The following is an 18,568-nucleotide window of genomic DNA, read 5'->3' on the forward strand; positions in this document are numbered from 1 at the left end:
GTCAAGTTTAATGTCTTATGCAGAGAATAAATCTCGTAATATTTAACCAATATGTTCAAATCGTGAAAAAATTAACTCCACTGTCCTCACCCCTTGGAAAAATGGAAGAACCCCATAAACATAGGGGAAAAACTGAAGTGATTCTTAAATAAACACTACTTAAATTCATGTTTATCCACCCTCATTATTGATTACTTCTTATTTTGATAACATTAACATTATATCATAACTATATATGGATATTATAACGAAATATTATAATATAATTTGAATGTTAATTAATAACAAAATTTCTCGTGTTTTTAATTGGAATAATACTATTGCACAAAAAATACTTTAAAGCTTGAAGCGGAGGCCATATATTGAATTATTATCAAGATGTTAAATTTATATTGAATGTTGATGTTAATGAGAATTCAATAGAAAATGCCTTTAACAAGGCAAAAAACATTTTGAATTGGAGGATTGATGAAAATTCTAATGCAATCCTAATCGATGAGGAAGTCGATTATCAGATTAAGGATGTTTCCAATTTAAAAGAAACCTCTGTTGAGGAAATTATAGATTCATTTTTTGATTTTACATTTGATGATATTATTGATGTTCCACTTTACAGATTTCTAGTATTGAAAAACAATGAAAATTTTACAATTTTAGCAAACATCAACTCACTAATATTCGACTATTCCTCAATAAATGATTTCTATGAATTATTTGATAATTCTGAAAAATCTCCTCCAAAATTCAATCTGGATTCATATTATAAGGATGTTCAAGTTTACCTAAAATCTTCCGATTTTGAAAATGAATCCCGTTATTGGAAAAACTACGTCCTAAACTCTAGCAAGCATATCAAATTCTACAACATAAAACATGACCATTATAAGAGCCAAAAAATTAATCCTGATATGAATTCCGTTTCCAGATTCATTAAAAATCATGATTGTACTTTATTTGATTTTTATGGAAGCATATTCTCACTATACTTGTCCCGCATTGACAGACTGGACGGATGTTTATTAAAAACTATTGTCCCCCGAAAAACTGATTTACAGATATTTGATAAAAATACTCTTTTTAAAGTTGATGTAAATGACCATGATTCATTCGATGATTTGTTGGATGAATTCGAATCAGCTTTAAAAAATGCTGTTGATAATACTAAAGTTGATGTTGACAATTATTTGGGTGAAAATGTCTCTTATTATACAATTTATGATTTTTATGATTTAAATGAAAACATTAGTGTTTATAATGGAGAGGATTCAGCTTTAACATTGAACATTTATGAAAACTCATTGGAATTGCTTTACAATTCAGACCTGTTTTCAGATGAATATATTGGGCGTATGGCAAAAAATATTGAAAGTTTGATTGATAATGTTTTAAATTCTCCTAATGCCGCAACAAGTGATATTGATATCCTTTCAGAGGATGAAAAAAAGTTACTTCTTGATTTTTATAAGGGAATTGAAGATGATATTGACAAAGAGTTTATACTCAGCAAATATTTCCGCCATATTGCAATCAGTAATCCAGATATTATTGCTGTTGATGACGGTGTTGATCGGATAAGCTATGGTGAGCTGGAAAAATCAAGCAATTCAATTGCAAATGATTTATTTGAGAATTACAATATTTCTTTAGGAAGTCATGTTGCTTTATTATTGCCTCGCAATTATCATTTTCTTGAATTGGTTTTAGCTTTAAATAAAATTGGAGCCACATTCGTCCCAATAGATCTTACATATCCGATTAAACGTATTGAGCACATGTTGGAGATTTCTGAATCCGTGTGCATTGTCACTACTGAAGATATTGCAAATAAATCTGATTTTAATCTAAATGTGGTTTGCATTGAAGACTTAAATTATGATGATGATGCTGATGTTGATATAATCTCTAGAAGCGAGGATTTATTTTCTATAATGTTCACATCAGGAACTACAGGTCTTCCAAAGGGAGTGATGGTTTCCAATTATCAGATGGGTAGTTTAAGTATTGCTTTTAAACACCTCTTTTCTTTTTCATGTGGCGAGACTGCCGGATGTTATGTAAGTTTCAGTTTTATTGCATCATATATGGCTTATGTTGTATTGGCATTGGGGGGATGTGTCAGGATATTCAATGAAAATGAGCAGAAAAACAGCTTATTGATAATAGAAGCCCTTAAAGAAACACCAATGAATAATTTGATTTTACCTCCGACCATCGGCGTTCCTATTTATGACAATGAAGATTTGAAATTGGACTATCTTATTTTGGCAGGTGCAAAATTAAATGAACTAAGTAAACGGGACAGACATACCAAATTAGTTAATTTTTATGGCACAACAGAATTGATTTTAACAATTAGTAAAATTTATAATTTGAATGATGTTAAAGATAATCGTGTGCCCGTTGGTAAGCCTGTTGCTAACACATGGGTTTATGTTTTAGATGAAAATAGTAATATAATGCCTATTGGAGTTCCAGGAGAGTTATGTGTTTCCGGTGAAATTGTAAGTTCAGGATATTACAATAATCCTGAATTAACAAATCAATTTTTTGTAGACAATCCAATCGCTGACAGTGAAAGTAATGGAATAATGTATCGTACCGGAGATATAGGATTTTACAATCCGGAGGGAGAAATTGAAATTATTGGACGTGAAGACGATCAGTTGTCTGTCAGAGGTTTTCGTGTCGAATCAAATGAAATTCTTATCATAATGAAGAAATTTAAAGAAATTTCAGACGTTTATTTGGATGTTGATAATGACAACCTGATTGCATACTATACAACAAATGCCGAGTTGGACATAAATGAAGTTAAAGAAAATTTAGAAGATAATTTGCCTAGTTACATGATTCCTTCCCTTTTCATTGAATTGGATGAAATTCCATTAAATCTCAATGGAAAAATCGATAAATCTTCATTAAAAACAGCTTTAGATAATGATAACATTGAAATAACTGATGAAGTTATCAGCCATGTTGTTAATGCATTTAAAGAGGTTTTAAATATTGATTCTGTTTTCATTGATGATGATTTTGTTGGCAGAGGGGGCAATTCATTGTCTGCAATGAAATTACAATTATTATTGAAAGAAAAATTGGGCGTTAATTTATCCTCAAATGAAATAATAAGTCTTTCCACACCAAAAGACATCAGCAATCATATTAAATATAATATGAATATTCATTCGGCTCTTTATGAAGACAAATATCTGTTTGATGAACCATGTCCTCTATCAGAATCACAATTAAACGTTTATCTTGATGAAAGTGTAAATGATATGGGCACAGCATACAACAATCCATTTAAAATAAAGTTAAAAGACAATTATTCCGTTAGTGAACTTAAAAATGCATTAATTAAATTGTTTGAAGTATTTCCTATTTTAAAAGCTCGTGTCTTTAGCGATGATGGAATTCTGTCCTTTGCATTTGATGCAGAACCTGAAATTAATGAAGGACATCTGAATGACATTAACTCTTTTGTCAAATCCTTTGAATTCGACAAATATTTATCCAGATTTTTAATTGTTGAAAATAAGCAATCTGTTATATTATGCGCTGATTTCCATCATTTGATTTTTGACGGCACATCATTGAACATCTTACTAGATGTCCTGTTTTCGATTTTGAATGGAGAAGATGTTGATTTTGTTGATTATGGGGTGTTAAAACAGGTTTTATTTGAAGAAAATATCGATTCAAATTATATGGATAATGCCCATGAATTCTTTGATGAAATGCTGGCTGATAATGATGAGGTTTATGATTTACTGCCTTCTCTAAAAAGCAGTGAAGATGAATTTGAATTGGTAGATACAATAGAGCTGGATGCGGAATATTTAAATTCATTCTTACAAAAGCATTCCATTACACATAATCAGTTCTTCGCTAGCGTTTTTGCATATGCCTTATCAAGATTCAGCGGTTCGAATAAGGTTCTTTTCAATATTATAGATGACGGCAGAGGCAATATTGATTTGTCAGAGTCTGTAGGAATGTTCGTTAAAACATTGCCCGTCCTATTGGACTGCACAAATCAGAATGTTGATTCTTTTTTAGATTATTCTTCCACTTTGATTAATTCTGTAATGAAATATGATTTGTATCCTTTCCGTCTTTTGGCTAGTGAATATGATTTAAATTCAAATATCTTATTCCAATATTCCCATGATCTTTTTAATGACATGCTAAATAAAGAAGATTCAAAATATGGTATTGAAGAATTGGAACATGATTTGAATGCAGATTTATCTTTATCTATTTTCAACGCTGGCGAAGATAGATTAATGATTAGGACTTTATATTCATCATTATATTCTAAAGATTTCATTGAGCATTTTGTTGAATCTTATAAGCTAATTCTGCAGGATATAATTGAAGTTGAAGAATTAAAAGACATCAATTATACTGCAGGTGTTGATTTTGAGCTTTTAGACAGTTATAATCAGACTGGACATTCCTTGATTTATGAGGATATTTTGGATGCTTTTAATGACAATCTTGCCAAATATCCTAAAAACAATCTTGTAAGTTACAATGATAATGTTTACAGTTATGATGAAGGCGCTTTCATAGCCGATAAGATAGCCGACAGTTTAAGAAGTTTTGGTGTTGGAAAAGGGGAAAATGTCGCATTTTTAGTTGAAAGATCTGAATTATACATTTTCAGCATTTTAGGTATTCTGTCTGCCGGAGCGGTTTATGTTCCTTTGGATGATAGTTTGCCTGATGAGCGTTTAAGTTTTATGTTGAGGGATACTAACTCTAAGGTTGTTATTGTTAGTGATGAAACTAGTGAACGTGCATTTAATTTGGGTGGTAATTGTATTACTTTAAATATTTCTGAGATTGTCAATGATGAAATTGGTATATTGTCTTGTTTGCCTGTTGTTTATAGTGATTTAGCTTGTATTTTATACACTAGTGGTACTACTGGCGTTCCTAAAGGTGTAAAAATTACCCGCAAATCTGTAATTAATTTATCAAATTATTTTGCTGAGGATTATCCTTTTGATAATTTAGATGTGTGTGGTTTGTATCCTTCCATTGGTTTTGATGCAGCTTCTCAATCAATATTCAAAACTATTTATGCAGGTGCTTCTCTGGTTATTATTCCAGATGACATTAAATTAGATATGATAAGGATGAATGATTATTTCTTAAAGTATAATGTCACATACTCTGCAATTCCTACTCAAGTAGCTAAACTTTTCATGCAAACTGTTGAGGATACTTCTTTAAAGAGTTTATCAATTGGTGGTGAAAAATTAGGTGAGTTTGAAAATCCTTTAAATCATATGTTAATTGATGAATTTGGACCTACTGAAGCATTTGCTTTTATCTCATCAATTGACAATTCTAAAAAAATTGATTCGTCCTCAGTAGGATTCCTAAATTACAATACAAAAACTTATATTTTAGATAATGAATTTAGACAAGTGCCAATTGGTGCTGTCGGTGAATTGTATTTGGCAGGTTATCAAATAGCTGATGGATATCTAAATCGTGAAGAAGAAAATATCAAATCATTTATTGAAAATCCATTTGATGATAGTGTTGATTATGGTGTTTTGTATCGTACTGGCGATATGGTGCGTTTATTGCCTGATGGGTCTTTGGGTCTTGTTGGTCGTCGTGACAGTCAAGTTAAAATCAGTGGAAATCGTGTAGAATTATCAGAAATTGAATCGGTAATTCGTGAAATTGATTATATTACGGATGTGACAGTTCAAACTATCAAACATATGGATAATTATGAATTGGTGGCTTATGTTGTAGCATCTGATGAATCTGATGATGAAACTCTAAAAGAGCATGTTCGTGATTATGTTGCTCAATTTAAACCAGGTTATATGATTCCTTCATTTGTTGTCCGTTTGGACAGTATCCCTCTTAATATCAATGGTAAAATCGATTATAGGCATCTGCCTGAAGTTGATTTGGACAGTTTGCGTGTGGAGTATGTTGCTCCAAATAATGAAATTGAAAAACAAATAGCCAATGCATTTGAGATTGTATTTAATCAAAAAGACATTGGATTAAACGATGACTTTGTTCGTCTTGGCGGAGATTCCATCACTGCCATTCGTGTTGTTTCACTCTTGGAGAAAAATGACATTAACTGTGGTGCTGGAGATATATTGAATTATAAAACTCCATATTTGATTGCTCAAAATGTTGGCAGCATAGAGAAAGTTGCATACGATGCAGTAGAGGGAATTATGGATTTGCTTCCTATTCAGGAGTATTTCTTTGATCAAATTAACGAGGATGAATTTTCACAACACTTTATCTTAAAATCCTCAGAAAAAATAGATATAAATACATTACAAGAATCTTTTGATGAATTATGCAATGTTCATGACATGCTTCGTACAAAATACAGCTATGATGAAAATGGAAAAGTAATACAGGAAATATTGCCCGTGAATACCCAAATCCGTGAAATAGGTGAACATAATATCACCGAGAATCTTGAAGAATCACTGAAAGCAATCTATATAAAATCATTCAAATCACTTAGCATAAAGAATAAGTTAATTGAAATCAATTTAATCCATCACAATAACGAATCCTACCTCATGTTCATCATCCATCATTTAATCATAGACGGAGTAAGCTGGAACATTCTAATCACAGATCTAACCCACATCTACACCAATTTAAAACAAGGAAAAGAAATTGAACTTTTAAGGCCGTATCCTTATAAAAATTGGGTGGAAGATGTTAGATATTTGGCTGAAAATATCAGTTATGAAGAAAAACAGCACTGGACAAAATTAAACCGACAAATTGATGATTCTACTATCAAAGGAGATAATAAACCATTTGCGTTAGATTTTGATGTGAATTATGATGCGGATAATCTTTTGATGTTGTCTGAAGAGGAATATTGGGCCTTAGCAATCGCAAGAGCATATAAAAAGACATATGGAAAAGAGTTAATATTAAACCGTGAGAGCCATGGCCGTGATGAGAGTATTGCAAAACTTAACAGAACAATAGGATGGTTCACAAGCCAATACCCAATACTAATCAACACAAACAACAAAAATGACAACATTTCCATAATGAACGATGTCTACAACATCAAAACAGCACTCAGAGACGTTAAAAATTTAGGTTTGAATTATTCCTCCTTAATCTACACAACAAAAGAATTAGAATTCAAGCACTGCCCAGTAACCTTCAATTTCCTAAGCAGCGAATTTGCATTCGAAAACGAACTATTTGAATCATACATTCCAAAATCGGCTTCTAATGAGGAAATAAACATTAAACAAGACCCTACCTCTTATGGTATCACATTCAATATTGCTCGCAATGCTGATTCGTATATGGTTAGTGGGGATTATGCAGATAATACTTACATAGGCAATGATTTCAATGTTTTCATTAAAAATATCGAATCTGAATTGAAATTCCTTGGCAATTATACATTCAAGGACAATAACATTGTTTGTTGTTTGTCTGAGTCTCAATTGGGCATTTATCTGGATGAAAAAGTGCATGAAAAAGATACTGCATATTCAGCACATGGAATTTTCGAATATGATGCCAAATATACGACTGAGAACATTAAAGATGCCATTCATGCTTTAATTAATAGGCATCCCATCTTAAAAGGCCGAATTTTAGACACTGAAAACCTGCCTCTTTTAATTTGTGACAGCTATCCAACAATTGAAATAATCAATACGACAGATTATTCAAATCTAATCAAAGCATTCGATTTAGATAAATTCTTAGCGCGTTTTTACATCTTAGATAATGAGCAAAAGAAATTTGTATTTTATGATATGCACCATATCATTAGTGATGCAACCAGCTGTACAATCATTAATAAAGAATTACGGCAAGCTTTATTGGGCAAATTAGATGATAATGTGGATTTGGGCTTTGCTTATGCCAGCCGAAATTCATTTGAATCCCACTACAATCATAAATATGAATCCTCTCAGAAATTCTTCCATGATGAATTTGCCGACATTGATGAAATCCAACATCTTTTAAGTGACCTTGATGGAGATAAAGGTAGTGTTAGTCTTCCTATTAGGGGCGTTCGTGATGATATTGAAACATTTACGGAAAATATTGGCATTAGTGTTGGCAGTTTATTGAATGCTGCATTTGCATATACATATTCACGTTTCATAGGTGGCAACAAGGTTTACTATAACTTTACTGAACATGGCCGGCATGAAGATTACTCACAAAATGCAATTGGAATGTTTGTGCGAACAATACCAATCATTGCAAATTGTGAAAATAAATCGATTAATGATTACTTGACCAATATGTCTGATTTAATCTTAAACTCAATGACAAACAGCATATATCCATTTAGATTGCTTGCAAAAGAATACAATTTAAGTATCGATGTTGCATTTGAGTATAATCATGATTTGAATGATTTCGATATTGGCAATGATTTGGTGGCAAGTGATGATGCTGACGGCATTAGCGATTTCTTATGTGTCGTCAATGACCTGGAAGACGGATTTGTCGTGACTGTAAGCCATTTAGATAAATTCAGCCAACATACAGCAAAACAATTCGTTAAAGCATTCAAAGAGGTGTTGGTCCAATTTTTAGAAAAAGAAAAACTAGAGGACATCAGTTATATCTCCAATGAAGACATTGAACTTTTAGACAGTTATAATAAAACACAATGTCCTTTAAAGTATTGTGATATTTTGGATGCATTCAATGACAATCTTGCCAGATACCCAAAAAACAGCCTGGTAACCTATAAAAATAATAGTTATACATATGATGAAAGTGCATTCATCGCCAATAAAATAGCAAACGATTTGAAGAAGATGGGCATTAATAAAAATGACAATGTTGCATTTTTAGTTGAGAGATCAGAATTATACCTGTTCACCATTTTAGGAATTCTATCCACCGGAGCAACATACGTTCCTTTGGATGATGCCCTTCCGGATGAACGCATAAAGTTCATGATGGATGATGCTGATGCTGAAGTTGTTATTGTCTGTGATGATACTTACAATCGTGCTAAAAATCTATCAGAGGAAAACAGACTTCTAAATATTTCAAACATTATCAAAGAAAATATTGGAACTTCTTCTAAGTTGGATGTTACTTATAGCGATTTGGCCTGTATCTTATACACCAGCGGCACTACAGGCATTCCTAAAGGAGTTAGAATAACACGCAAAGCTATTTTAAATCTTTCACAAACATACTGTGACACATATGATTTTGGTCGGAATGATGTTTATGCTTTATATTCAAATATCGGATTTGACGCCGGATCTCAAGCAATCCTTCAAACAACATATGCCGGAGCTTCTTTAACTGTAATTCCTGAGGATATTAAATTTAATATTACTAAGTTGAATGAACATTTCATTAAACAGAATGTTACCCATACTTTTATTTCCACACAGGTCGCTAAACTGTTCATGGAGCAAATTGACAATACCTCATTAAGGATTTTATCAGTAGGCGGTGAGAAGTTAGGTAAATTCGAAAGTCCAAAAGATTATCGTTTAATTGATGCATACGGTCCAACCGAAACATTTGCATTCATATCTTCTATCGACAATGACGATAAAAAGGATGGGTCTTCAGCAGGCATGCTAAACGAAAATACTCGCGCGTATATTTTGGATGATAATTTCAGACGTGTTCCTGTCGGTGCTGTTGGTGAATTATGCTTAGCAGGTTACCAAATTGCCGACGGATACCTAAACCGCCCAGAAGAAAACGCCAAAGCATTCATCAACAATCCATTTGATGATAAAGAAGGCTACAGCATATTGTATCGCACGGGAGATATGGTTCGGTTATTGCCTGATGGGTCATTGGGCATTGTTGGCCGTCGTGACAGCCAAGTTAAAATCAGAGGAAACCGTGTGGAACTGACAGAGGTTGAATCTGCAATAAGAGACATGGATTATATTAAAGATGTTACAGTCCAAATCACTTCAAATAATGGAAATAATGAATTAATTGCCTATATTGTACTGTCTGACGGTTTTTACGGAGATGACATTGATAATTCTGTTCGCGAATTCGTATCCAAATGCAAACCGAATTATATGGTTCCGTCATATGTAATAACATTGTATGAAATTCCTTTAAATGTAAACGGCAAAGTTGATAAGCGTGCTTTGCCCGATGTTGACATAGATAGTTTACGTGATAAATATGTCGCACCAAGAAACAAAAATGAAAAAGAAATTGTCGAAGCCTTTAAAAAAGCATTAAATTTAGAAAAAGTCAGTATATATGATGATTTCATTCGTTTAGGTGGAGATTCATTGACTGCAACTAAGTTATCATCCTATGTTAAGTCTGATGATGTCACTATGGCGGATATCTTCACTTTCCGCACTCCCGAGGCAATTGCAAAGAATATCTCTGAATACTCATTTGATTTGGATATTTATTCTTTAGAAGATGGTTGTCCTTTGAATTCTGCGCAAAGTGATGTAATTGCAGATATAATAGGTTATAATAAATCGGATGCTTATCATGTAATAAGTTATATTCCTATCTCTAAGAAATATGATCTTGAAAAAATACTTAGTTCATTAGATGAGATGTTAAATATGCATCCGGTTTTAAGCATGCGCTTGAGTGAGCGGCATGATGAAAGTGATACTGATGTATCTAATCGAGATGCGCTTAATGATTTAATGAGAACTGCTAAAAAATTCGGAACCAAAAAATTCCTGAACATTATCAACGGATATGGAATAAAAGATATTTGCGGTCTTTACAATATGCTTAGAACCCTTATAAGGTTGTTTAAAGGAGAGTATCCGTATTTAGTGAAAGGAAATAAACCCCCAATTTCAGTGGAATCCAAATTTGATAGGGATGTTTTAATTGATTTCCTTTCTGAAAGTTTCGATATCTATGATTGTTTATCTAAGTTCATGATTATTGAATCTGAGGATTCCTATTATTTATTTTGTGTGGTTCATCATCTCATTTTTGATGCAGTTTCAGCAGGAGTATTCAAAAGTGATTTCATGACGCTTCTTGACGGAGGAAGCATCGATTTTGATGACGGATTTTTAAAGGCATCTGCTTTTACTCATCAAATGAAAAGAACCGGAAAATTCAATGAAGCAAGGGAATTTTATCACAATATTCTGTCAAATCTTGATGATGTAGACTTTTTACTGGAAGATAATCCTTCAGCTGAAGGTTATAATATGTCAACATATGATTTGGATTTTGATAAAAAGGCATTCAAATCCTTTTTAAATAATGCTGGAATTAGTGAATACGTATTATTTATCGCTGTATTTTCTTATGCATTGTCCCAATTTGTAAATGGTGATAAAGCCCAATTTATAATGAATGAAAATGGACGTGACAGATTCAACGAGAAATTCATATCCATGACCTCCAACCTGGTGCCGGTAGTTATAGACTGCAAAGATCAAAGCATCAATTCATTTATTAGAGATGCCGCAGATACTGTTTACAAATCATTGAGATATAGCTATTATCCAACTTTCCTGCTTTATCCGAAATACGACTTTGAAAGAGATATAGCATTCCAATTTGTACCCAACTGGATTGCAGACGATTTTGATAGTTTTGAGAATATTGATGATATGGGTGCAGGAGAAATTATTAATCAAGTCCTTAATGATTTCAATGATTTTGTAACGGAATTATTTGTTCAAGTTCACCAAAACGGTGATGATTACAGGTTAATTATCTCACATTCAAACAAATATTCCCAAAAGATGATTAATGACTTCAAAGACACTTACACATCAATTTTATCAAATATTATTAATGCATCCATGTCCTCTGATTTAAGCAGCACTTTGAAATAGGATTATGATGTCTGAAATTTTTAGTTTTTCTGAAAGTTATTGAATGGCTGTTTTTAAGTTGAACCACCTCACCTATAGAGGTCAAAGATTCCAAGATTTAATGATAATTAAGTATTTTCCGGGCAATTTTCGGTAAATTCCAACCTATTGAAATCAATGAACTCTAAACAGTATGAGAAGTCAGAATAAATGTTAAAATGTAGTGGTGGTTGAAATAAAACACACATCGGGTAATTTTTATATTTGAAAAAAATAATAATTTATTAAGCATAATCTCAAGGATATGATTTTGAAAAGTTTTTTCATTTATTTTTAGGATTTTGAATTTTGGAGACAATCATGCCATTGAATATAATTAAAGACAGGGAAGTATACAGCATATATGAATTAGCTTTCTAAACTATTTTTTATTTGAATTATCGTTTGTTTAAGGATATTACATATAAATATTAATAAATAATAAGGCACTACGGCTATAATCTAGAGAACTATAAAGTAGTGATAAATAGCATATTATTGTTTAAATAAATATCCGAAAATTAGAAAAATTCTTAATAAAAAAAAGTCAAATTTAATGTCTTATTACAGAGAAAAAAATCCCTACAATATTCGCTGTAGACATTAAAAATCAATAGATGTACATCTTCAAAGAGGTTTACTTTAAAAATAACTCTCTCGTATAATCTTATTTTAAAATTTTATATAAACTTAACTATTTTTAAAAAGAAGGTAATTAAACAGTGCCCATATTGTCGTTCAAATAATTCCCTTCCATATCCACTAAAATCACATTCAAATCCAAGTCAAATCGTTGCATGCATCGCTCATGAATTGCAGATGCGATGCTGTTTGAAACTTCTAATGAAAGGCCGACTTCATTTAAGATGTCCATCATGTCATCAGTTGTTTTGGAATCGTATAATTTTTGCAGATTTTCCCGGTCAACACCACAGAGAGCTGCATGAGTAACCATTATCTCGCGCCTGCCGTCTGCAACAGCATGCTTTGTGTCAAATATTCCTCCGGCAACTTTTATTAGTTTGCCCATGTGGCCAAAGTAAGTGAATTTAGTGATTCCCCTATTTTCAGCTTCTTCAAACATGAACCCGACATAATTACCAGTTTGAATGATTTGTTCCTTTGCAACATCCAATTTTTTAAGGGCTAATTTTTCGCCAATGTTTCCTGGAACGAAAACCAAATCCTCGATTTCAGAAGCGATGGCAACATCAATCTGCTTAACAATTGAATTTTTATATGCTTCACTGGACATTGACCTTGCAATTCCAGTTGTTCCCAAAACGGATATCCCATCGACAATGCCCAATTTAGGATTCATTGTTTTTCGGGCAATATTCTTACCTTCAGGAATTGAGATTACAACTTTGGCTATTTTGCCATCAGGAATTTTATCTTCCAAGTTCTTAACAATCATGCTGCGAGGAACTGGATTGATTGCATAATCCCCAATGGGAATCTGAAGGCCGGGTTTTGTAACCTTGCCGACACCTTCTCCTCCAGTAATGACAACATTAGATTCTTCTGCGGTTTTATCCAATAATTCCACAGTGGCAATAATGTCCAAATTAACAGTTACATCAGGATCATTATATGGATTTTTATGAGCTACGGCTTGCGCCTTAAAAGAAGACAATAATTTACACTCATCAATAATAATATCTAATGTTTTTTTGGGAGTTTCAACTTTAACGCATGCAATATCCGGCGATTCAATGATTGCATCCAAAGCGGCAAGGGAACATGCTGTTGCAACCGTGCCTGTTGTAACCCCAATATAGTTGTCATTAGTCATTTTAACAAAAAAGAATGAAAAAAAGTTTAATTTAGATTAAAGATTTGAGCCTGTCAAGAAGTTCTCCTTCAGCAGGTGCCCCCAAGAATTCCAATTCGCCATTAATCATAATAGTGGGAACAGCCATTATTTGATAATCGATTGCTCTTTGTCTATTTTCTGCACTTTCATCGATTTTTATTATTTCTACATCGATTGCATCGCCTAATTCATTTTTTGCTGCTTGAGCAGCATCAATTGCTGCCGGACAATGCGGACAGGAGTTAGTTGAAAATACTTCTACTTTAATTGCCATTATATTAATCTCCTATAATTTGATTTAAAACTATTTTAATAATTTGTAATATATAACTGTTACCACCTTCAATAGTTTTCAAATGCTCTCTGCAAATATTTATTATATATTAAAAAAATAAAAATTAAATGATTAAAATGGAAAATTTACCTGATGAAATTAAAGCAATAATAAATGATGCATATCCTTACATTAAAGAGTTCAATCCTGCTCAAAAAGCAGTTATCGAATCAGGATATTTAGATGACACATCAAATTACATTATTTCAATTCCAACAGCAAGTGGAAAAACTGTTCTGGGAGTACTTCCTGCACTTAAAACTATTCTCCAAGGTGGAAAAGCAGTTTATGCTGCCCCTCTTCTTTCAATCCAAAATGAAAAAGTAAAGGAGTTTAAAGCATTTGAAAAGCATGGAATCAATGTGGGAAAACACCCATCCAGTTCAGATTTATCAGTCATGGTTTTTGAGTCATTTGATGCACTAACACGATTTTCATGGGACAATCTGCGTGACGTTGACACATTAATCATCGATGAATTTCACATGATTGGAGAATTCACCAGAGGCCCTACACTTGAAGCTGCAATAACTAGGGCAAAAATTATAAACCCTTCCATGAGAATCATTGCCCTTTCTGCAACATTGAGAAATATTGAAGAGATTGAAGGATGGCTTGAAGGGACATGCATTGAACACGACTACAGGCCCGTCCCATTGAATAAAGAGGTCCTTGATGCGGAAATGTTCAATACCAAAAATAAGAATGATGTCATTGTTAAGGTAATCGAGAAAGCAATCAAAGACAAATCACAGGCTTTGGCCTTCGTGTCAACAAGAAGGTTTACAGAAAGCTTAGCCACTTACGTTTCTGGAAAAATCAGCAAAAAAATAAACGTTAAGCAAAGGGAAAAATTCAAAGAAGTCGCTGAAAAATTGCTTGAAGTGCCAAAAAAGAAAGGCTCCCTTCCAACAACGACCTGTGTCAAGCTAGCTGAAGCGGCTGAAAAGGGCGTCGCATTCCATCATGCAGGACTATTCAATGAACAGAAAGAAATCATTGAAGATGAATTTAGAAAAGGAAACATTTTAATGATTACTGCAACACCAAGTTTAATGTATGGAGTCAATCTGCCTTCAAAAACCGTGATTATTAGGGACCATACACGCTGGACAAGCAATGGACCTCAACCGATTCCTGTTTTTGACTATGAGCAGATGTCAGGGAGAGCCGGAAGACCCCAATATGATGATGTGGGATACTCATATCTCATCGCCAAAACAATGGATGAAGCTCTGAATTTACAAGAATACTATGTTGAAGGAGAAATTGAATTAACCAACTCCAAATTGGTGGACAATAAAGACGCAATCTACAGGCAAATCATAGCCCAAATCGCCTCAACACTTTCAAAAGACATTAATGATTTAACTGACTTTTTTGGAAAAACGCTTTATGGATATCAAATGAGCAACAATCCCTCAATGTCACTATTTGCAGAGGATAGCCTAAAGTATGAGCTTGAGAATGCATTGAGCTTTTTGCTTCAAAATGGAATCATAAGAGCAACACCCGAAGGGCTTAAAACTACTGAATTTGGAAATCTAATTGCAAAATCCAATTACAGCGTCGAAACAGCTGTAAAAATAAAAGAATATATTTCAACCATGAGCGAAATGAATGTTGAGGAGTTCATCTATGCACTTTCCGAAACTCCAGATTTGCCGTTAATCTCATTTAAAGGAAGAAAATCAAAAGATCCTGTTCGTGACAAATTATCCGAAGTAGGATTATTTGCAGTAGATATTGGAAACCCCGAAGCGACAACAGTTTCCCTAATTGAATGGATCAATGAGAGAAGCGAATATGAAATTGAAAACAAGTATAACGTTTATTCCGCTTCAACTAGAAGATCCGCTTATGAAGCGTCACGCCTTGTGAGATTTGCTAAAAATACATCAGAGGTTTTGGGAAATTATTCCAATCTAAAAGACTTCGATTTCCTATCTGCTAGACTATACTACGGTGTGAAAGAAGACATAATACCATTAGTCGTTGGCGTAAAAAGACTTGGTAGAAAAAGAGCTAGAAATGTGGTTGAAATATTTGGTAACGATTTAAGTGGTGTATCTCAAAAAGAACTGCAACAAATTGAAGGAATCGGACCTAAACTTGCTGAAAAAATTAGATTGTTTTGTGAAAAATGAAAAAAATAGGAGGATTAACCTCCACCTTCAGCAACACTTGAATCCATTTGCATGTTTTCAAGTTTTTCTGCTTTTTCTTTTAAAGCTTCTACATCCAGTTCATCATTGCCGTCATCATCGAATTGTTTCTTTAAATCTTTTTCATCAAGCAATTCGACTAGACTTGAACGATACCATAAATTAGTTTTATCGATTTTGACCCAATCAACACCATCAGTGGTTTTTACATCCAGGACCTTGCCGATTGTTCCCGTATCGACATATCTGACATGTGAATCAAGAGCAATCTCTTTATCTCTTGCATCAAAAGCCATAATACTACCTTTTTAAATTTATTCGTCGTCGACTTCAATAGTAGCTTCAACAGTTTCTTCGTCTTGTGGTTTTGGAATTTCCTTGTTTAAAATGACATATGCTCCAATGGTAGCTATATCATCAAATTCAATTTCAAGTTCATCTTTAGAGAAGAGATTTTTTTGTAAAGTCAATGTGATTTTTTCAATTTGACCTGTTTCTGCATTGAAATCAACATTGTCAACTTTACCTACTTCATATGCCTTTTTATCTAAAACGGTAGAACCTAAAAAGTCTCTAATTTTCATAATTTCACCTTCATAATTATTAATATAATATTATATTGAATAAACAAGTATTTAAATAAATACAATTATATAACATTAACTATTAATTTAATCGCTGGTGAAAAAATGGAAAAAGCATGTCGAATTATTATTGAAGATATCCTAAATGGCAAAATATCTACTCGACGTGACCTTGAAGTTGAAAAAAGACAGCTCTGCAGGGATTTGAAACTATCCAGATTCATGAGCAATGCCGACATACTGGAATATGCAAAACCTGAAGAAAAGGAAATCGTTTCAGGGATTCTGAAGAAAAAGCCTACAAGGACAATGTCCGGCGTTGCAATCGTTGCAGTCATGTGTCATCCGCATAAATGCCCTCATGGAAGATGTTTTTATTGTCCTGAAAGTGAAATAGCCCCTCCAAGCTATACTGGTGAGGAACCGGCTGCGCTTAGGGGAAGAATGTATGAATTTCATCCATATGTCCAATGTTTTAACAGGTTAAAGCAACTGAAAAAAATTGGCCATCCCATCGATAAAGTGGAACTAATAATAATGGGAGGAACATTTCCATCAAGAGATTTGTGCTATCAGGAATGGTTCGTTTCACAATGCCTTAAGGCAATGACTGATTTTGGACTTATAATTGAAAATAAGCCAACGAATTATGACTATAATCTAGATTGCAATGAAATCAGAAGTTTCGAAAAGGGAGTGTTCAAAGCATATCCCCCGAATGACTATGTCTTAATAGAGGACATCCAAGGAGCAAATGAGAATTCCAAAGTAAGATGCGTTGGAATGACATTTGAGACCCGTCCGGATTACTGCAAAAAAGAGCATATCAACAGGATGTTGGATTTTGGAGTTACAAGAGTAGAACTGGGCGTGCAGACTTTATCTGATGAGTTATACAAGAAAATAAAAAGAGGCCATACGATAGCTGACGTTATTGAATCCAATCAGCTTCTAAGAGATTCCGCAATAAAAGTGGCAATGCATATGATGCCTGGACTTTTTGTAGATGAAAAGCAGGACCTTAAAATGTTTAAAAGGCTATTCAGTGATGATAACTTTAAACCGGACATGCTTAAGATTTATCCATGTCTTGTTACGAAAGGCAGTGAACTGTATGATTTGTGGGCCGAAGGCAAATACAGTCCTTACACTGATGAACAGGCCGTCGATTTGATTGTAAAAATCAAAGAGATTCTTCCGAAATGGGTAAGAACCATGAGAATACAAAGGGACATTCCTTCAACCCTCATTGAAGCGGGCGTCAAGAAATCCAATTTAGGAGAACTCGTTTACAACAAACTCGATGAAAAGCATATCAGCTGCCAATGCATAAGATGCCGTGAAATAGGGCACAAGAAAACTTCAAGAGAATATGAATTGGATGAATTTGAGATGTTTAAGGAAACCTACACGGCATGTGAAGGTGAGGAAAACTTCTTATCCATTGAAGATGTAAATGAAGAGAGCATTGCAGGATTTTTAAGACTGCGTTTTCCATCTGAAAATCATTTCAGAGCGGAAATTTCAGACAAAACCTCACTTATCAGAGAACTGCATGTATACGGCAACATGATAAAAATTGGAGATAAAAATCCAAAAATTGGCCAGCACACCGGATTTGGCGAAAAACTCCTAAAAGAAGCTGAAAGTCTATCTATTGATAAAGGATATGAGGAAGTGGCCATCATCAGTGGAATCGGGTCCCGAAATTATTATCGTAAATTCGGATATGAAAAGGTTGGCCCTTACATGAAGAAAAGACTGATATGAAAATATTTAAATATATGTTCGTATAAATACTAACTAATCAAGAGAGTGGT

Annotated in this window: 7 protein-coding genes; 3 read left to right on the forward strand and 4 right to left on the reverse strand. The window is 33.4% G+C overall.

Annotation, left to right across the window (positions count from 1 at the left end; all coding sequences use genetic code 11):
• The first annotated feature begins 362 nt into the window (after nt 1–362).
• Nucleotides 363–11,831 (forward strand): non-ribosomal peptide synthetase, encoded by an 11,469-nt coding sequence (locus IJE64_RS03110; RefSeq protein ID WP_292781891.1) that lies wholly within the window; start codon nt 363–365, stop codon nt 11,829–11,831.
• Nucleotides 11,832–12,564: 733 nt separating this feature from the next.
• Here the strand turns inward: IJE64_RS03110 and cbiD are convergent.
• Complete coding sequence (gene cbiD / locus IJE64_RS03115) at nt 12,565–13,644, reverse strand: cobalt-precorrin-5B (C(1))-methyltransferase CbiD (protein ID WP_292781892.1); 1,080 nt, start codon at nt 13,642–13,644, stop codon at nt 12,565–12,567.
• A gap of 31 nt (nt 13,645–13,675) precedes the next feature.
• Entirely contained in the window at nt 13,676–13,939 is a 264-nt protein-coding gene (locus IJE64_RS03120) for a thioredoxin family protein (protein WP_292781894.1), read from the reverse strand.
• A gap of 128 nt (nt 13,940–14,067) precedes the next feature.
• On the opposite strand from IJE64_RS03120, the gene IJE64_RS03125 reads away from it, so the two are divergent.
• Nucleotides 14,068–16,146, forward strand: coding sequence for a DEAD/DEAH box helicase (locus IJE64_RS03125; protein WP_292781896.1), 2,079 nt, complete (start codon nt 14,068–14,070; stop codon nt 16,144–16,146).
• Between the two features lie 14 nt (nt 16,147–16,160).
• On the opposite strand, the gene IJE64_RS03130 is transcribed toward IJE64_RS03125, so the two are convergent.
• Together IJE64_RS03130 and IJE64_RS03135 are read right to left on the reverse strand one after the other, a co-directional pair.
• Nucleotides 16,161–16,460 (reverse strand): DUF2098 domain-containing protein, encoded by a 300-nt coding sequence (locus tag IJE64_RS03130; RefSeq protein WP_292781898.1) that lies wholly within the window; start codon nt 16,458–16,460, stop codon nt 16,161–16,163.
• A gap of 18 nt (nt 16,461–16,478) precedes the next feature.
• Nucleotides 16,479–16,748 carry a PRC-barrel domain-containing protein gene (locus IJE64_RS03135; protein ID WP_292781901.1) on the reverse strand — a complete coding sequence of 90 codons (270 nt, stop codon included), beginning with the start codon at nt 16,746–16,748 and terminating at the stop codon, nt 16,479–16,481.
• A 105-nt stretch (nt 16,749–16,853) separates the two neighbouring features.
• Between IJE64_RS03135 and IJE64_RS03140 the strand changes: the two genes are divergently transcribed.
• The gene (locus IJE64_RS03140; protein WP_292781903.1) at nt 16,854–18,518 is read left to right on the forward strand and encodes a tRNA uridine(34) 5-carboxymethylaminomethyl modification radical SAM/GNAT enzyme Elp3; all 1,665 of its coding nucleotides are present in this window, start codon (nt 16,854–16,856) and stop codon (nt 18,516–18,518) included.
• Nucleotides 18,519–18,568 lie beyond the last annotated feature (50 nt).

Source organism: Methanobrevibacter sp. (assembly GCF_017409525.1).
Taxonomy (GTDB): domain Archaea; phylum Methanobacteriota; class Methanobacteria; order Methanobacteriales; family Methanobacteriaceae; genus Methanocatella.